General features: G+C 26.4%; 16 protein-coding genes. 9 read left to right on the forward strand and 7 right to left on the reverse strand.

The annotated features are described in order from the left end of the window. The first annotated feature begins 173 nt into the window (after positions 1-173). Positions 174-650, forward strand: a complete 477-nt coding sequence (locus tag MBCUT_RS06940) for an RNA-binding protein (RefSeq protein WP_067259962.1) — start codon at positions 174-176, stop codon at positions 648-650. A gap of 58 nt (positions 651-708) precedes the next feature. Beyond that, positions 709-1,404 (forward strand): 2-amino-5-formylamino-6-ribosylaminopyrimidin-4(3H)-one 5'-monophosphate deformylase, encoded by a 696-nt coding sequence (gene arfB, locus MBCUT_RS06945; protein WP_067259963.1) that lies wholly within the window; start codon positions 709-711, stop codon positions 1,402-1,404. A 163-nt stretch (positions 1,405-1,567) separates the two neighbouring features. Here arfB and MBCUT_RS06950 read toward each other — a convergent pair whose 3' ends face one another. Next, complete coding sequence (locus MBCUT_RS06950; protein WP_067259964.1) at positions 1,568-1,876, reverse strand: hypothetical protein; 309 nt, start codon at positions 1,874-1,876, stop codon at positions 1,568-1,570. A gap of 480 nt (positions 1,877-2,356) precedes the next feature. Here MBCUT_RS06950 and MBCUT_RS06955 point away from each other — a divergent pair, with 480 nt between their 5' ends. Continuing rightward, a complete protein-coding gene (locus tag MBCUT_RS06955) occupies positions 2,357-2,950 on the forward strand; it encodes a YigZ family protein (RefSeq protein WP_067259965.1) in 594 nt (197 codons plus the stop codon). A 526-nt stretch (positions 2,951-3,476) separates the two neighbouring features. Here the strand turns inward: MBCUT_RS06955 and MBCUT_RS06960 are convergent. After that, on the reverse strand, positions 3,477-6,149 hold the full coding sequence (locus tag MBCUT_RS06960) for a DUF5814 domain-containing protein (protein ID WP_067259966.1): 2,673 nt from the start codon (positions 6,147-6,149) through the stop codon (positions 3,477-3,479). 371 nt (positions 6,150-6,520) lie between these two features. On the opposite strand from MBCUT_RS06960, the gene MBCUT_RS06965 reads away from it, so the two are divergent. Both MBCUT_RS06965 and MBCUT_RS06970 read left to right on the forward strand, forming a co-directional pair. Continuing rightward, positions 6,521-7,081: an FmdE family protein gene (locus MBCUT_RS06965; protein WP_067259967.1), complete on the forward strand. Its 561-nt coding sequence runs from the start codon at positions 6,521-6,523 to the stop codon at positions 7,079-7,081. A gap of 188 nt (positions 7,082-7,269) precedes the next feature. After that, a complete protein-coding gene (locus MBCUT_RS06970) occupies positions 7,270-8,163 on the forward strand; it encodes a putative glycoside hydrolase (RefSeq protein ID WP_067259968.1) in 894 nt (297 codons plus the stop codon). Between the two features lie 687 nt (positions 8,164-8,850). Here the strand turns inward: MBCUT_RS06970 and MBCUT_RS06975 are convergent. The 3 genes from MBCUT_RS06975 to MBCUT_RS06985 all read right to left on the reverse strand — a co-directional run bounded on the left by MBCUT_RS06975 (position 8,851) and on the right by MBCUT_RS06985 (position 10,922). After that, positions 8,851-9,189 (reverse strand): P-II family nitrogen regulator, encoded by a 339-nt coding sequence (locus MBCUT_RS06975; RefSeq protein WP_067259969.1) that lies wholly within the window; start codon positions 9,187-9,189, stop codon positions 8,851-8,853. Positions 9,190-9,373: 184 nt separating this feature from the next. Then, positions 9,374-9,733: a hypothetical protein gene (locus MBCUT_RS06980; protein ID WP_067259970.1), complete on the reverse strand. Its 360-nt coding sequence runs from the start codon at positions 9,731-9,733 to the stop codon at positions 9,374-9,376. After that, positions 9,708-10,922, reverse strand: a complete 1,215-nt coding sequence (locus MBCUT_RS06985) for an ammonium transporter (protein ID WP_084270751.1) — start codon at positions 10,920-10,922, stop codon at positions 9,708-9,710. The genes MBCUT_RS06980 and MBCUT_RS06985 overlap by 26 nt, the downstream gene beginning before the upstream one ends. Positions 10,923-12,246: 1,324 nt before the next feature. Here MBCUT_RS06985 and MBCUT_RS06990 point away from each other — a divergent pair. The 4 genes from MBCUT_RS06990 (at position 12,247) to MBCUT_RS07005 (ending at position 15,750) form a co-directional block, all read left to right on the forward strand. Then, entirely contained in the window at positions 12,247-12,555 is a 309-nt protein-coding gene (locus tag MBCUT_RS06990; RefSeq protein WP_067259971.1) for a hypothetical protein, read from the forward strand. Between the two features lie 117 nt (positions 12,556-12,672). Beyond that, positions 12,673-13,248 carry a helix-turn-helix domain-containing protein gene (locus MBCUT_RS06995; protein WP_067259972.1) on the forward strand — a complete coding sequence of 192 codons (576 nt, stop codon included), beginning with the start codon at positions 12,673-12,675 and terminating at the stop codon, positions 13,246-13,248. A 308-nt stretch (positions 13,249-13,556) separates the two neighbouring features. Continuing rightward, the gene (locus MBCUT_RS07000; RefSeq protein WP_067259973.1) at positions 13,557-13,961 is read left to right on the forward strand and encodes an acyl-CoA thioesterase; all 405 of its coding nucleotides are present in this window, start codon (positions 13,557-13,559) and stop codon (positions 13,959-13,961) included. Between the two features lie 130 nt (positions 13,962-14,091). Next, positions 14,092-15,750 carry an AMP-binding protein gene (locus MBCUT_RS07005; protein WP_067259974.1) on the forward strand — a complete coding sequence of 553 codons (1,659 nt, stop codon included), beginning with the start codon at positions 14,092-14,094 and terminating at the stop codon, positions 15,748-15,750. A gap of 210 nt (positions 15,751-15,960) precedes the next feature. Here the strand turns inward: MBCUT_RS07005 and MBCUT_RS07010 are convergent, their stop codons facing one another. Both MBCUT_RS07010 and pdxS read right to left on the reverse strand, forming a co-directional pair. After that, positions 15,961-16,275 carry a cupin domain-containing protein gene (locus MBCUT_RS07010; RefSeq protein WP_394327055.1) on the reverse strand — a complete coding sequence of 105 codons (315 nt, stop codon included), beginning with the start codon at positions 16,273-16,275 and terminating at the stop codon, positions 15,961-15,963. Positions 16,276-16,636: 361 nt separating this feature from the next. After that, positions 16,637-17,518, reverse strand: coding sequence for a pyridoxal 5'-phosphate synthase lyase subunit PdxS (pdxS, locus tag MBCUT_RS07015; RefSeq protein ID WP_067259976.1), 882 nt, complete (start codon positions 17,516-17,518; stop codon positions 16,637-16,639). Positions 17,519-18,538: the final 1,020 nt, after the last annotated feature.

Below are 18,538 nucleotides of genomic sequence, written 5' to 3' on the forward strand. Positions count from 1 at the left end.
ATTAAATATAAGAAAAATAACCTAATTAAAAAATTAAATAGAAAAAAATAACCTAATTAAAAAATTAAATAGAAAAAAATAACCTAATTAAAAAATTAAATAGAAAAAAATAATCTAATTAAAATTAAGGAATGCTAAATAAAAAGAAATGAATAACCTCAAAGGTGCTGATTTTGAAAATTAGAAAAAGATATCACTTAAAGAAAAAGAAATTAAAAGAAATTAAAAAAGAGTTAGGTGAATATGCATCTATAATCCCCAATGATGCTACTGTTGAGCTATTGGAAACAGATCCTACCCCATTTGTTTTAGTAAATGGAGAACCTTATATAATTTTAATTAATAATAAGCCATATCCCACAATAAAAGCGGCTTTAGCTAATGACATGGGCGGAAAAAAAGTTGTGGTTGATATGGGGGCGGTTAAATTTGTAACAAATGGTGCAGATATAATGAGTCCTGGAATTGTAGATGCTGATGAAAACATTATTCCTCAGGATGTTGTTTTAATCATAGAAGAAACTCATAGGAAGCCATTAGCTATTGGAATCAGTTTAATAAGAGGAAAAGAAATGGTTGAAAAGACAGAGGGGAAAGCTATTAAAACCATTCATCATATTGGAGATAACATTTGGAATCTTGAAATTTAACTATGAACAGTGTTTTAAATAGCTAAACTTATGAATAGTATTTAAATGAAGTGATAAAATGGTAAAATTGAGATATGATGCAGGAAATATTTTTGATCCAAAAGTTCATAAGATTGGGATAATCGCATTAGGTTCCCATTTAGAAAATCATGGTCCTGCTTTACCTATTGATACTGATGCAAAAATAGCTGCATACATTGCATTAGAATCATCAATTGAAAGTGGTGCTAAATTTCTTGGAATCATTTATCCTGCCTATGAAATACCTGAAATTAAACACGGCATTCACTATCCTCTTGAAGAAGTGGTTGAAAACATAACTAAAACATTAAAATCTGCAAAAAAATATTTAGATATTGAAAAAATTATTATAGTCAATGCTCATGGGGGAAATGTCCCATTAGTTACTTATCTAGATACTATTGAAAGTGAAACTCAATTAGATATAATTTTTAACAATAAAATCATTGAAAGTGAAGGTCCTCATGGAGGTTCTGGAGAAATTTCAATGGGAAAAATCCTTGGAATATTAGATGAAGATGAAGTAATTAATCAAACAAATTTAAAAGAATTTGGTGAAGTAGGCCTATCAAAATTCACAGAAGCGAGAAAACAGGACCCCAATATTGAAACTGGAGCATATGAAATTGAAAATCATGGTGTATACCTTGATACCACCTATGGAAAACAATTATTCAATTTAGCTATTAGCTCAGTTCTATTAGATATCGAAAAATTATTAGATACTCTATAAAAACGTTTTTTACCAATTCCAAATAACATTTCATACTCTTTGGTACTAGTATCCAATAGCTCTCTTCATTAACCTAACTCTCGTTTTTTCATGACTAAAATATGTATTGCACAGACCTCTTACTTTGATATAAAAATGTATGTTTTTTATTTCATTGAAATGATCATTCTGTTTCATTAGTTGGTTCAGGATCTGGTTCAGGTTCAGGCTGAGGATCTGGTTCAGGCTGAGGTGTTGGGGTTGAATCATTATTAGAATGATTATTGTAAACTACATTATTATGTTGATTAGAATCACTATTTGTCATGTTAAAATCAGAAATATTCGAAGATATATTAGAATCATTAGTCAAATTGAAAATATCTAATCCTAAAACATCTCCAGTTAATAAAGCTAAACCATTACTTATTCCAAAAGCAAAAATAGCTATTATACATATAACAACTATTTTAGCTAATCTACTTTCACTCAAAATATCACCTATATGACAAATATAATGATTAAATAAAACCTACTATTGTTCTACAAACCTTATACACATTAAAAATAAAACAATCTTAAATAAGAAATCATGATTAATAGTAGTAATCAGATTCTAATTAACAAACTATTAGTAAAAACTGATACTTACTTATACATATTATTTCTAATATATGATTTAATTTTATTTATAATTTTCTTTTTTCTGACTTATTCCACTGCAAAAATTGAAATTTTTAAAAATTGGAATTTTGTTTACAATATATCACGAATAAAAAATAAACAATAAAATCAAAAACATAGATTCCTTTCATAGTAACTATAAAACTTTCATAGTAACTATAAAATAATAGAAAAGAGATTAAAATTTTTCAATTTTAGCTATTGAAATCAAAAGATTGATTTATTATGAAAAGAATATTTAGAAGGAAAATATATAATAAAAGTAAAGAATACATGATATAGTGATAAAATGAAAACAATAGCTAAAGAATTTGAAGCTGAAATAAATATTAAAAAATCACGATTTATTTGTAGAATATTTCCAGCAAGAGATTCCCACGAAGCTAAGAAAATCATCCAAAGAATAGCTAACAAGTATGCTGATGCTACCCATAATTGTTCTGCTTACCTAACCCAAGACTCAGAAGGTTATGACGATGATGGAGAACCTGGTGGAACTGCAGGAAGACCTATATTAAATGCCTTGAAAAAAAATGAATTAGAAAATATTGTAGCTATTGTAACAAGATATTTTGGTGGAATAAAACTTGGAGCTGGTGGATTAGTGAGAGCTTATAGTAAATCAACTATTGAAACCATAGCTATTGCTGAAATTGTTGAAATGGATATTTATAAAATTTATAAAATTATTTTTGATTACAATAATGTAAAAGATATTGATAATGAAATTAGAAATTATAATATTCGTATCTTAAATAAAAAATACACAGATAAAGTGATTTACAAAATAGCTATTAAAGAGGCAGCTCAGCTTGATTCTTTTACTAAAAAATTTAATTTAAATATGAAAGTTAACTTTTTATGTGAAGAATATTTAAATTAAAAAATATTCAACAATATTAAGATAATTTTACAATAGATTTATAAACTAGTTTTCATAAAATATTGAATGCATATATGTATGCACTAACTATAATTATTCATGTTGTTTTAGATTTCAGTGCCAAATAAACAGTGACAAGTCAGAAACATAAGATTAAACACTTGAAGTTAGTAAAAAAGCTATTAAATAAATGGTTAATTTTATAGCTTAAATCGATATTTAAAGTATAAATAGGATTTGAAAATCAGTTTTATATCTAATTAATTTAGTACTCTCAAATAATACTGGTTTTCTACAAATCCTTTATACATACTTATTTTTTATTCTTTATTCATATTCTTCCCTTATATTTTAATTTTATTAGATTATTCATATTCTACCATCATATTTTAATTTTATTAGATTATTTTTATTCTTCCCTTATATTTTAATTTTATTAGATTATTCATATTCTACCATTATATTTTAATTTTATTAACTTATTTATATTGAAACATCATCTTTAATTTTTAATAATAATTCCCCATTATCCTTTTTCAATCTCATTAATTAGCTTTTTAGCTATATTAACTGCTTTTTTATTATTATATGCATTAGCTATTCTTTTTACTGCTTCTAGGTTTCTCACAATTTTATCAAGCCAACTGAAAACATCCCCAGGATATGTTTGAATTTGATAATTCTTAAGTAATTTTTTTGAAATATCTAAAGGATCATTCCTTTTTAGTCTTTGATCTATGATAAACTTAGAAATTCCTCTTTGAAGACAATCACAAAATGGTTTATCTTTACATTCACACCTTAAAAAATCAATTTGTATCTTCAAAAGAGACTCTTGGAATTTTTTATCCAATTTACCTATTGTATCTCCTGAAGAAATAATATCAAGCGTGGATTCTGAGAATAATCTAGTTGAAAAATTAGCTTTTAAAGCATTTACAATTTGTTTGTGAACCACTGGAGAAAGATATGCATTTTCAAAATATTCTAATTCCATAGCTATGTTAATAATCCTAGAATACATATCTTCTTTTTTATCTACTGATTTCTTTAAACATTTGTCTCCAGATTTAATCGAAGATTTAGATGATGAGGAATTAGATAACGGCCTATTTAATGATTTTTTTATGAAGTCTCCTTCTTCAATTGTCAAAAAAGACATTGATACTGCTTTACCATATTTTGTAGAAGTTATAAATTCATTTTCATTTAGATTAGCCTTACTATCAATTGCTAAATTCTTATTTTTAGGATTTTTATGGCTTATTTTATTATTTTGAATATTATTAATAGTTATCAATTTCCTATCATAAATTTCATCAATGGCTTTTTCTAGATCCATTGGAATAGGAAATCGTTTATAAAAATCATGAATATCTGAAATGGCTTTTAATGATTTTGAACAAATATCTGATAATAGCTGTTCTAAAAGATCATCTTCAGAGTATTCAACGTTGACATTTTCAACATCACTTTCAAGTAGAGAAATAGCTACTGATTCCTCACTTTCATTATCGAATTTATTAGCTATTTCAGGTAATAGATAGACAACTCCCCTATCATGATAGCTAGGTCTTCCTGCTCTTCCAAGCATTTGTGAAAATTCATTTGGAGAAATCCACTTATTTCCCATTAGTAATGTTTCAAATATCACTTGAGAGGCTGGAAAATCAACTCCTGCAGCCAGAGCTGCTGTAGTGACCACAGCAGAAATTTTACTATTTGCAAAGTCTTTCTCAATTTTTTCTTTCTTAAAATAAGAAAGCCCTGCATGATAAGGTGAAGCTTTAATTCGTTTTCGAGTTAAATAATCAGCTATTTGGTGAGTTTTTCTCCTAGAATTAGTAAATATTATGGTTTGGCCAACATAACCCTTAGAGGATTTAGTATGAAATTCTTTTAAAATTAGTTTCCTAATTAGATTTCTCTTTTCAAGATCATTTCTTACAAAAATAAGATAACGTTCCAAAGGAACTGGACGCTCACTATAGCGAACTAATTTCATGTTGAAATTATTTGCCAACTGTTTAGGATTTTTAACTGTAGCAGACAAGCCAATAATTTGTGTAGAAGGAAAAATATTTTCTAATCTCCTAATTAAGCCATTTAATCTGACTCCTCTAAATTCATCATCTAGAGTATGAATTTCATCGATTAATACTACCCCTAACTCTTTTAGAAGATCAAATTTACCAGATCTAAGAAGAAAGTCGATTCCTTCATAAGTGCCGACTATTATATCACTATTGGCTACATTTGAATCCGGGAGTTTTAGCTCTTCTTTAGCATTTATACGATTCATTCCAACTTTTATAGCTACCTTAAGTCCAAGTGGTTCATATCTTTTTTTAAAATCTCTATATTTCTGATTAGCCAATGCAACAAGAGGAGTTAAAAATATGAACTTTTTACCTTTAAGTGCTTGAGGAATTCCTGCTAACTCACCAATTAAAGTTTTTCCACTTGCAGTAGCAGAGACCACAAGAAGATTTTCGCCTCTAAGCAATCCTTCTTTAATAGCTAAATATTGAACAGGTAATAAATATTTGTTATTTTCATCTAAAAGAACTTGTTTAAACTTTTGTGGAATTTTAAGACGATTTAAAGCTATTTTAGGAATTTTTTTATCATCCTTTACTTCGATTCTATCAAATAATGTTAATTTTGAATTAGCTAAAGGATCAAATTTAGGATCCATCACAGATAAAACTTTATTAAGATTTCCTGTTTCATTCAATATCCTTTTAAAATTTTTATATGATCTTTTATCAAATCCACGTAGTTTCAATTCTCTTTTTATTACATCCTCAGCGCAAAGCTTACAGATATTTTGATTATGATAGCTATAACTGAAGTTAGAGTTTATTATGGTAATATCCCCCTCTAGAGTGCAGTGAGTGCATATTCGCGTGAATCTAACTTCAACACCTAATGATTTTAAAAATTCCTCCATCTTTTCATCTCTAGAAGTCAAAAAAACAACTTGGCTTTTAAAAAGTTTAATAGCTTCAGAAGGAGGAAGTAACTTTTCTTCATTTTCATACTTAGCTATGAACTTATTAATAGATATTCCATCAGAAATTTCATTAAATTTAAGAACACCTAGAAACTTAGGAGATCTTTTTGTATTTAATACTCCTTTAGGACTTCCAATTGGATAAAATTCCCAAGTCCTCTTTTTTTTAACTAAAACTATCATTTAAAAATCACATGATCAATATCATTTTATAAATTAATTAAAATATTGATTAACTATCTAATTAATTAATTTATAAATAATCAAAATAGCTAGCATCTAGATAATAATTAATTTAATATTCCTTACTTAATTATACATATAATACTTATGGTCTTGATTGTTAATAAAATTAAGCTAAAGACTTACAAAGTAATAAGCTTAATATCATATGAAATTAATATATATGTATAAATTAAAACTAATTAAATGAATATAACTAAACTAATTAAATGAATATAACTAAACTAATTAAATGAATATAAATAAACTAATTAAAGAATATAACTAAACTAATTAAATGAATATAAATAAATAGATATGAGGATGATAGTTTGGCTGATTTATACAAGGAACAACTGGAAAAAGCTGGAAAATTTCATGGCGATATATGTGGAGGTATTATATCAGGGACCAAACTTGCAATGTATGGTCTAGAACAATTAGGTATGGATGTAAATAAAAAAAATAAGAACTTAATGGTTTTTCTAGAAATTGATAGGTGCATGTCTGATGCAGTTCAAGCTGTTACAGGATGCTCTCTTGGAAGAAGATCATTAAAGTTAAACAATTATGGTAAATTTGCAGCTACTTTTTATGACATATCCACAGGTAAAGCTATTAGAATAAGTGATAAGGAAGATGATAATTTTAACCCTATAGAAGAAACTACTGAAGAGAAAATTGAAAGATACGCAAATACGCTAGGGAAAGATTTATTTAAAATCCAAGAAGTTGAAGTGGATATAGATGAAAATGAATTACCAGGAAAACCAAGAGATAAGGCTATCTGTTCAGTGTGTAATGAACGCATAATGGATGGAAAACAGGAAATAATTGAAGGTAAAATTCTTTGCAAATCTTGTCTTGACAAACCTTATTATAAGATTATATAATTAGAAACAAAAACAACAAAACAAAAACAACTACATGAAAAATATTCAAAATATAATAACTATCTAAATAAAAAACTACCTAAATCAATGAGATAATAAAAAATTCAATCTAACAAATACATTAATATAATAAGAATCAAGATATAGAAATTAGATTATTAATACAAAGGATTATAGGAAGAAGAATAATGAAAAAATTTACTAAAAAGCAAATAGCTATAATCTTAATAATTTCTTTCATTATTATTTTAGTAAGTGCTGTTGCTTTGAATTTGATGACTAAAGATAATATTCAAAATGGTATTTGGGTTAAAGGAAAGAATATGAACGATGTTGACTTAGATACTTTGTCTAAATATGGTATTGAAAATATATTCTTACATTCAAATGCAGTGGACAGATTTGGAGAAAAAAATGTTACTGAATGGATAAAAAAAGCCAACTCTAAAAATATTAAAGTTCATATTTGGGTTCAATGTTTTTATGATAATGGAAAATGGATTAATCCCATTAACACCAAAGAGAAAAAAATTAATTATCCATTCTTCAATGAAAAAATCAGTGCAATTGAAAAATTAGCAGAAATTCCTGGAGTTTCAGGTATCCAATTAGATTATATTAGATATCCTGGTAATGCTTATAAATATGATTATTCAAATGAAGTAAACTCCCATAGTGCTATTTCAAAATTCGTGTCTATGGTTAGTGATAATCTTAAAAATAAAGACTTGACATTATCTATTACTGTTATGCCTGAAAAGGAAGATACAAAATATTATGGTCAAGATGTTGGGACTCTATCACAATATGTTGATGTTGTTATACCTATGGCTTATTCTGGTAATTATGGGCAGGACTCCAATTGGATCCGTGAAACAGCAACATATTTTAAGCTCACTTCAATTTGGGCCAATGTATGTATGGGAATTCAGAATTATGAAAGTGATACTAATGAAACACCTTTATCTGCGAATCAACTCAAAGAAAATTGTAAAGCAGCAATAGATGGTGGAGCAAATGGTGTTGCAATATTTCCATGGGACCTTATGAAAAATTGGTTTGATATGAGAGATTTAAAATAAATCATGACCCTATTTATTTTTCATAAGTAATTTAGAACAATGATATTTGAGAAAAATATTAAAATATTAAAAAATCACATGATATAGTCCTAAACATTTGATTTAAAAATAATATTAAATTGTTATAGTACTTCTCGTGACTTATCTAACATTCGATCATTAGAATTGAGTTTGGAAAAAAGCTCTAAAAACCTTTAAAAACATGAATAAATACTTACAAAATGGAAAAAAATATTTTCCATTATTGTTTTGTCCATGTCAAAAAAGTTTGGAAAAATACTATAATCGTTAAAATTCTTTTATTTATAATAAATAATGATTAAAATGAATATTTAAAAATATTATAATTTTGAGAAGTTTTGTCCAATACTATATAAAATTCTTTTATTTATAATAAATAATGATTAAAATGAATATTTAAAAATATTATAATTTTGAGAAGTTTTGTCCAATACTATAGTATAAAATATTTAATTTTAATAAATTAAGAATTAATATAAATTTATATTACATTTAAAACCATAATATTAAAAATAAAACTTTGTGAATAATAATTATTTCTCGTCTTCATAAGATAAAAAAAAAATAGAAACACGACTAAAAATATATAACTATACTAAAGAAAAAAAATAATTAGTATAAATAAAAAATGGGAAATAAAAAAGTAAATATTACAGTCAATATTAATTAAACTGCCTCTCTACCTCTTTCTCCAGTTCTTATTCTTATACTTTCATCAACTGTTGAAATAAATATTTTTCCATCCCCTATTTCTCCTGTTTTTGCACTATCTATAATACAATCTAAGACAGGTTCAAGATTTTCATCATTGACAACAATTTCAATTCTTGTTTTTGGAATAAGGTCAATACAGTAGTTTGATCCCCTATAAGATTCTTTTACACCAAATTGTCGCCCTCGGCCTTTAACTTCAGCTACATTCATGCCGTCACAGCCAATAGCTACAAGTGCTCTTTTAACATCTTCAAATTTTTCTTGCCGAATTATTGCTACCACTTTTTTCATAATAAATCTCCTTATCTGTTGATATTTAATAGTTTCAATACATTCATTTCCAATCTTCATTAATTTATATTTATATTTACATTTAAAGATTATAAATATCTGTCCTTAAATGCATTTCTATCAATGGATGTAAATTTTTTAAAGATTTTAAATATCTTATTTTTAATATTTTTTATCATCATACTTATAATCCATATCCAGATTCATTAATTACATCATACTTATAATCCATATCCAGATTCATTACATCATACTTATAATCCATATCCAGATTCATTACATCATACTTATAATCCATATCCAGATTCATTACATCATACTTATAATCCATATCCAGATTCATTACATCATACTTATAATCCATATCCAGATTCATTACATCATACTTATAATCCATATCCAGATTCATTACATCATACTTATAATCCATATCCAGATTCATTACATCATACTTATAATCCATATCCAGATTCATTACATCATACTTATAATCTATATCCAGATTCATTACATCATACTTATAATCTATATCCAGATTCTTCATGAAGATGGGTATCCAAACCTTCGAGTTCGTCTTTATCACTTACTCTAAGGCCAATTGTCCAATCAATGATTTTTGCAATTATTATTGTTATTACAAATGCATAAACTATTGTAGCTATAACAGCAACTAGTTGGATTACAATTTGAGATGGGTTACCAGTTAGTAAGCCTGCAACTCCACCTATAGCTGGTATTGCAAATATACCAGTAGCTATTGCTCCCCACATACCAGAGATACCATGAATTCCAAATACATCTAATGCATCATCATATCCAAGTTTTGGTTTAAGATATGTAATAGCTAAGTAAGAGACAATTGAAGCTCCTATACCAATAACTAATGCTCCTCCAACATCAACAAATCCTGCTGCAGGAGTTATACCCACAAGTCCAGCTATTGCACCAGAAATCGCACCAAGAACTGTTGGTTTTCCTTCTTTTATAGTGTCAATACATACCCATGCAACAAGACCTGCAGCTGCTGCAATGTTACTTACTAAGAGTGCTGAGGAAGCAAGTCCTCCTGCAGATAAAGCAGATCCTCCATTGAATCCCATCCATCCAAACCATAGGAATGCTGCACCAAGTACAGAATAACCTAAGTTATGAGGTAAGAGGGCTTTGTCTTTCCTAGCACCAAGTAGAAGTACTAAAGCCAATGCAGAAACACCAGAAGAAATGTGAACAACTGTTCCACCTGCAAAATCAAGAGCTCCTAATTGCATTAACCATCCACCACCCCATACCCAGTGGGCGATAGGAATATAAACTACTGAAATCCATATTATAATAAAAGCGAACCAAGCAGAGAATTTCATTCTTCCGATAACAGCTCCTGAAATAAGTGCTGCAGTCAGTCCCGCAAATGTTAGTTGAAAGGCAACAAATGCTAAAGATGGGATTGATCCACTCAATGAGTCTATACCCAAACCTGTCATTAAAAGATTAGTTGGATATCCAATCAAACCATTAATTGTCTCCCCAAATGCAAATGGATAACCATAAATTACCCAGATTATACTTACAACTGCAAATGCAATTAAAGTTAAAAACATAGTATTTAAAACATTTTTCTTTTTAGCTAATCCACCGTAAAAAAAGGCAATACCCGGAATACTCATTAGAAGTACTAAAACAGTTGAAATGAGTACCCAAGCAGTGTCTCCTGAGTTCAATAAACTTTCCACCATAAATATCTTTTCTCTTAAATTTTTTTGTAATTATTTTTAAAATCTACCAACTTATCCGAATGAAATGAACTTAATCTAAATTAAAATCTAAACAGAATCATGATTAATTTATTAAATTGATATTAAATTAATCTCATCTAAATTAAATATAATCTAAATTAATATTCAATTATATTTTATATTTATTAATTCGAATTGGTTTATATAATCGATTTATACAACTCTAAGTGATGTCAAAAATCTCAAATTAAATTAGAAATCAATAATATTCTTAATTTAAAATTGTGTACTTATAGTGATTATTTAATATAATAAATAAAAATCAGATAATTTCTGAAAATAGCTAAGAAGAGGTTTTTAATATTCATTTAACTAGTTAATAGAAAAAAATATCAATCATATATCACAATTACATTGACATTTATATAGGTAACTATTTTTTCATTATTATTCATTTTTATTGCATTATATTAAATTTCAAAATTTTATTTAATTAAAAAACATTAATTATATCATGCTATTTAATTTAAAAAAATTTTAATCAGCTATTTTATTATATTTCTCCAAATTTAACATCATGATTTTATATCTAATTTTATATCTTACATTTTTTTATCACATTAGTGCCGGAAGTCGGAAACCTTATTCCGATATATTAAGATTATCTAACATCACATATAAATGTTATGGTAATATTCAAATAAATTATTATGAACAATAGAAAACTAAAAAAGATTAAATAAGTTTTATTTAACATAATAATTGATTTAAAAGATTTATATTAAAAATAAATAGCTATTATAATGAAAATTATTTAATGAAGACTAGTAAATAGAATACCTTTTAAAATGTCATCCATATAAATTAATAGTTTTTAGTAAATATAATATATTAATAATTAACTAAGAAGTAGAAATTGTAATAAGATAAACATGATTAAAAAATATATCAATAATCTCAATATTATTTAAAATCAAAATAAAATAACATTATAATGAAAATCGAACTTTAAATTAATATTTATCTTGAAATAAGAATCGAAATAAAAATTAAAATAATAATCAAAATAATAATTTAGAATATGAATTAAAAAATAATAAATAATAATCTAATTAATATAAAGTAATTAATAATATAATATGACAAATATAAAGAATAATATAAGAGAAAAAACTAATAGCTCATTAGCTAAAAATATAGAAAACTAATAATTCATTTTATTATAAATGATATAGAAAAATAAAAAAATTATTAACTATTGTAGATATATTAATGAAAATAGAAAGAAAATTAAGACATGATTAATTTACATGAAGGTGGTAATTTGAATCCTATCAAAAAAGGCAATCTCCTTGTTATATTCTTAATAGCTATTATAGCATTTGGAACAAGTAATGTAGTAGCTTCTGTTACTGATGGAGAATCAATTTTAAATCTGTTTAACATGACAAATAATGAGACTACTAAGTTAGTTACTGTAGGTGAAGAAAAATTCGTACCATTGACGATTAATCAAGTAAATATAGTAAATAATACAACCAATGAAACTAATAAAACTAATAAAACTAATTCTACTAACTCTACAATTGATAATTTAACTAATATTTTCATGCAAAATAATGTATCCAATTAAAATAATACAAAAACCAATCAATTAAATATCCAATTAAAATAATACAAAAACCAATCAATTAAATATCCAATTAAAATAATACAAAAACCAATCCATAATTATTAGAGATGATATAAAATGTCTGAAAAAAATGAAGTTGGAGCTAAAATACAAAATTTAAGAGAATCAAGAGATATGACTACTAAAACATTAGCTGAAGAAAGTAATGTAAGTTTAGACCTCATAAGCGATATTGAAAAAGGGAAAGTTGTACCATCATTAACTCCATTGACAAAAATAGCTAGATCACTTGGAGTTAGACTTGGAACCCTTCTTGATGACGCTCCACAAACAGGCCCTATTTTAGTGAAAGAAGGTAAAAGTGATAAAGTTGTTTATTTTTCTGGTGAAGAAAAGCAAACTGATGTTAGTGCTTTAGAATTTCATTCATTAGGTGCTGGAAAATATGATAGGCATATGGAACCTTTTATAATAGATGTTCATACTAACAATGGAGAATTTGAATTATCCTCCCATGAAGGAGAAGAATTTATATACGTCCTAGAAGGAGCTATTGAATTGAAATATGGGCAAGATAGCTATATTGTTAAAAAAGGAGATAGTATATATTATGATTCAATAATTCCTCATCATTTACACTCTTATAATAATGAAAAATCCAAAATTTTAGCTGTTGTTCATACACCTGTTTAATTAAACAATAGCTATTTAATCTTATTTTTATTATTACTACTATTTTTATTATTATAATATTCAAAATAACTCGTTTTTTACTTTTTTTACTTTTTAGATCAATTGTAGATCAATAATAGTATTGAGATCTAATATGAAATATTATTGAGGTTAAAATAATCACTTTAGTAAGATTTCTATATTCTTCCTAATTTTTTAAAAAGATATTTCTTTCCATTACAAAATCATTAAATATTTCTTTATACATATGATTAATTTTATGATTTAATATGATAGAATATATATAAATATAAGATAAAGAGGATATTATGTTCAAAATAACTGTTACCCCAAGATTTGGAGATATTGATTCATTAAAACATGTGACCAATACAGTGGTTGGTGATTGGTTTGAAACCGGGAGAAATGAAATATTTAGAATTTTCACTCCTGATTTAGATACTAGCTATGAAAAATGGAAACTTATAATGGTTAGAACTGAATTTGACTTTATTGATCAGATGTATTATGGTTTTGATGTTGAAATTAGGACTTTTATTGATAAAATAGGAACTTCTTCATTTACTGTGGGTCATGAAGCTTGGCAAAAAGGTAAATTAAAATCTAAAGGAAAAGCTGTAATCGTCCATTATGACTTTATTGAACAAAAATCAAAACCAATTCCTGAAGAAATTAAAGAAAAGCTGAGAAAACACACTTGTGACGAAGAATAATATTATAATACTGCAGTTTTTTTAAAAAATAAAAATAAAAATAAAAAAGTTAAAAAATAAAGAATAATAATGAATTAATAACTAAATAAGCAGAAAAAGATAAAAAATACACTATAAAATGGTAATATTTATGGTTTTCACAGAAACTACATTAGGAGAATTCTTTGAACAACAAGTCAAAGAACAGGGCGACAGGGAGTTCTTAATATATCCTGATCGAGATTTAAGATTTACTTACAATGAATTCAATAATAGAGTCAATATGTTAGCAAAAGGCCTGATTTCAATAGGGATAGAAAAAGGAGATCATATAGGGATTTGGGCCAAAAATGTTCCAGACTGGTTAACATTTATGTTTGCAACAGCTAAAATAGGAGCTGTACTTGTAACAGTCAATACTGCTTATAGAGATCATGAATTGGATTATATATTAGAACAATCAGATATGAAAGCATTAGCTATTATTGATGGTTTTAGAGATATTAATTATGTGAAAATTCTTTATGACATAATTCCTGAACTAAAAACATGCAAAAGAGGAAGTTTAAAAAGTGAAAAGTATCCTTTTCTTAAAAATATCATATATATCGGTCAAGAAAAGCATAGAGGAATGTACAATACCAATGAACTAATGTTACTCGGTAATCACCAAACTGAGAGTGAGTTAAACAAAATTAAATCATCTTTAACAAATGAAGATGTAATAAATATGCAATATACCTCAGGAACCACAGGATTTCCAAAAGGTGTTATGCTAACTCATAGAAACATTTTAAATAATGGCCACTCTATTGGAGAACGAATGAAATTAACAGAAGAAGATCGATTATGTATTCCAGTGCCATTATTCCATTGTTTTGGTATTGTTTTAGGAGTTCTCTCTGTATTAACCCATGGTGCAACAATAGTAATGCTTGAAGAATTCGATCCACTACTAGCTATTTCAGCTGTTCAAAAAGAAAGATGTACAGCTATTCATGGAGTTCCAACTATGTTTATATCAGAACTATCACACCCTATGTTTGATATGTTTGATGTTTCATCACTTAGAACCGGAATCATGGCAGGATCAACATGCCCTATTGAAACAATGAAAGAAGTCATGGAAAAAATGAATATGAAAGAAATAACAAGTGTTTATGGACTCACAGAATCTTCTCCAGGCATGACACAAACAAGTGCCGATGATACATTAGAGAGAAAAGCTAACACTGTAGGAAGAAGATATGATGATGTTGAAGTTAGGATTGTAGACCCTGAGACCAATAAACCACTGAAACCTGGAGAAACTGGAGAAATATGTTGTCGTGGTTACAATGTAATGAAAGGTTATTATAAGATGCCAGATAAAACAAAAGAAGTTATTGATGAAGAAGGTTGGCTACACAGCGGAGATTTAGCTACAGTTGATGAAGATGGGTATTATACCATAGTTGGACGTATAAAAGATATGATTATTAGAGGTGGGGAAAATATATATCCTCGAGAAATCGAAGAATTCCTATTCACAATCGATGGAGTAAAAGATGCTCAAATAGCTGGTATTAAAGATGAAAAGTATGGGGAAATTGTTGGAGCTTTCATTATAAAAGAAGAAAATTCTGATTTAACAGAAGAAGATATTCGCGATTATGCAATAAACCAAATAGCTAGATACAAAGTCCCTAAACACGTTTTTTTCGTTGAAGAATTCCCATTAACAACTAGTGGAAAAATAAAAAAGTACGAACTAAGTGAATTGGGCTATGAATTGGTTCAAAAGAAATTAAATGAAGAAAATTCATTATAATAATATTCTGGTAATTTTGTCGCTTTAAAAGTTCGAATAATTCTTATTATTCTTATAAAGATAATTCTTTTAATAAAAATCTATAAAGTAAATAAAAGTATATAAAGTAAATAAAAATCTATAAAGTAAATAAAAAGTATATAAATTAAATAAAAATCTATAAAGTAAATAAAAATATATAAAGTAAATATAATAAATAGCTATTTTTATTTATTTTTCTGATTTAATTAAGATTAAAATCATTTTAAAAGGTTTTATAGCCATTAAACTATGAGGTTCATTAGCAGGCATAATAATCATTTGATCCTTTTTAACAATGTTTTCCTTTTCAGAAATAGTTATTTTGGCTTCACCATCTATAATTTGAACCATTGCATCAAATGGAGCACTGTGAGTACTTAATCCTTCTCCTTCATCAAATGCAAATATTGTTACTGTTCCAGTTTCTTTTCTAATTATTTCTTTACTTACAACAGCCTGTTTTTGATATTCTATTAAATCATGAATAGTTTTAACCTCATTAATCAATTAGATCACCTTAATTTAAAAAATTTTTTCTTTAAAAATGACTTTTGGCCAAGACTCAGTTTTTAAAATAAATATATAAATTATCTATGAATATTTAATTACTTAATTATCTTTTATTAATTGTGATTAATTGTGATTAATTATAATTGATTCACAGTACCATTATAAAAAAAATCCAAATAAAAAAAAAAGCTTTGTAGAAACCCTTTAAGAAATATATTTATAAAAAATATATTATTAAAAATGCTTTATTGTGAATTTAAAGAACTAAATTCACAATTTAATTTCACAAAGTAAAAATTTAAAGTGTAAAAAATAATGGTTTCTACAAAACCAAAAAATTAATAAAAAACTATATTTACCAACCTCTATCTTGCATACGCTCTGCATCAGAAATTTCAGATATTTCTAAACCTTTCATAGCCTCACCTAAACCTTTAGAAACTTCTGCAAGAACTTCTGGCTTATCATAGTTAGCGGTTGCTTCAACAATAGCTTTTGCAAACATTTCTGGGTTTTTTGATTTGAATATTCCAGAGCCTACAAAAACACCATCTGAGCCTAATTGCATCATAAGAGATGCATCAGCAGGAGTAGCTATTCCCCCAGCAGCAAAATTAACAACTGGCAATTTTCCAATTTCAGATGTAGCTTTTACAAGTTCAAATGGAGCTTCAATGAATCTAGCAAAGTTACGAAGTTCTTCTTCCTCTTTATCCCTTATTTCACGGATTTCTCCCATAACTCTCCTCATATGACGAACAGCTTCTACAATATTTCCTGTTCCAGGTTCACCTTTAGTACGAATCATGGCAGCACCTTCATCAATCCTACGCAAAGCTTCCCCTAAATTTCTTGCACCACATACAAAAGGTATTGTAAATTCTTTCTTGTTAATGTGATATTCTTCATCAGCAGGTGTAAGTACTTCACTTTCATCTATCATATCTACACCTAATGTTTCTAAAATCTGAGCTTCAGCTATATGACCAATTCTTGCCTTTGCCATGACTGGAATAGAAACAACATCAAGAATTTCTTGAACCTTATTAGGATCAGCCATTCTTGCAACTCCTCCAGCAGACCTAATATCTGCAGGAACTTTTTCTAATGCCATTACAGCAACTGCCCCAGCATCTTCAGCTATTGCAGCTTGTTCAGCATTAACTACATCCATTATAACTCCACCTTTAGTCATTTTAGCGAAGCCTTCTTTTAATACATCGGTTCCTTTTTCCATAATATAATTCTCCATTATTTAAGTCAAATGAATAGTTATTCTCCATAGGATATTAATTAGAATATTCCAAAATATTATTTCATCAACTTAAATTTAATATAGTTATTTATCAAAAATTTCTAATTAAACATAATATTAAATTTATTCATTAAAATACACTATCAAAATATACTATCAAATAAAATATTAAATTTATTATTATAATATAATATTGAATTAGTAATATAACAATTATTATATTCTTTTTTAGTCTTATAAATATTTTTAATTCTAATAGTTATTATGAATAATTAAAATGAAAATAAATAATATATAAATAAACAAGGAGATCATGGTTAGGGATTTTTTTATTTAGAATTTTTTGAAACTGTAAACAACAAAACATTTGAAATATTATTGGATTAAATTTTTTACGTGTTTTTTATATATTATAACTGCCAAAAAATTTTAATTAAAAAAACAAGACCCATAAAAACAGAAAAAAATAAACAACATGGAAAATTTATCAATCATGAACCATCCTTGCATATATAAATCGCTTATTAAAATATTAAAAAATACAGTTTCCTTATTAAAATATTAAAAAATATACTTGCCTTATTAAATTTAAAAAGAATAAATTTAAGTTATATAGGATTATAAAACATTTTTTAGTAGATATGATAATAAATAAAATATAATTATATTTCGTTTATACAAGAAAATATTTTACTGTACAATAACTAAGAATGAAATTATCATTTTTATGAAATTATTTTTAAAAAATATAAAAAAACTTTTATAATTATAGAAATATAATATTAAAAGTAGGGCTCTGTAGAAATCATGTTAAGTATTATGGGATCACATATTATGTATTACCAAAATAATAGGGTGATCCCATGTTCAGTTTATATGTGATAATGAGTTAATAAAATTTACCTTTGTGTCCTTTGAAATTGCTAAGATGTCTTTATCAGAGTATTCCTGTGAAAAATCAAAACATATTTATACTCAACCCCAATTAATGGCGTTAATATG

This window comes from Methanobrevibacter cuticularis (genome assembly GCF_001639285.1).
Lineage (GTDB): Archaea > Methanobacteriota > Methanobacteria > Methanobacteriales > Methanobacteriaceae > Methanobaculum > Methanobaculum cuticulare.

Bases quoted from the DNA above. Each gene is read 5' to 3' on its own strand.
- MBCUT_RS07005 (WP_067259974.1), top strand. From the start codon at position 14,092: ATGGTTTTCACAGAAACTACATTAGGAGAATTCTTTGAACAACAAGTC.
- MBCUT_RS06960 (WP_067259966.1), bottom strand. From the start codon at position 6,149: ATGATAGTTTTAGTTAAAAAAAAGAGGACTTGGGAATTTTATCCAATT.
- arfB (WP_067259963.1), top strand. From the start codon at position 709: ATGGTAAAATTGAGATATGATGCAGGAAATATTTTTGATCCAAAAGTT.
- MBCUT_RS06955 (WP_067259965.1), top strand. From the start codon at position 2,357: ATGAAAACAATAGCTAAAGAATTTGAAGCTGAAATAAATATTAAAAAA.
- MBCUT_RS06975 (WP_067259969.1), bottom strand. From the start codon at position 9,189: ATGAAAAAAGTGGTAGCAATAATTCGGCAAGAAAAATTTGAAGATGTT.
- pdxS (WP_067259976.1), bottom strand. From the start codon at position 17,518: ATGGAAAAAGGAACCGATGTATTAAAAGAAGGCTTCGCTAAAATGACT.
- MBCUT_RS06995 (WP_067259972.1), top strand. From the start codon at position 12,673: ATGTCTGAAAAAAATGAAGTTGGAGCTAAAATACAAAATTTAAGAGAA.
- MBCUT_RS07000 (WP_067259973.1), top strand. From the start codon at position 13,557: ATGTTCAAAATAACTGTTACCCCAAGATTTGGAGATATTGATTCATTA.
- MBCUT_RS06970 (WP_067259968.1), top strand. From the start codon at position 7,270: ATGAAAAAATTTACTAAAAAGCAAATAGCTATAATCTTAATAATTTCT.
- MBCUT_RS06980 (WP_067259970.1), bottom strand. From the start codon at position 9,733: ATGAAGAATCTGGATATAGATTATAAGTATGATGTAATGAATCTGGAT.
- MBCUT_RS06985 (WP_084270751.1), bottom strand. From the start codon at position 10,922: ATGGTGGAAAGTTTATTGAACTCAGGAGACACTGCTTGGGTACTCATT.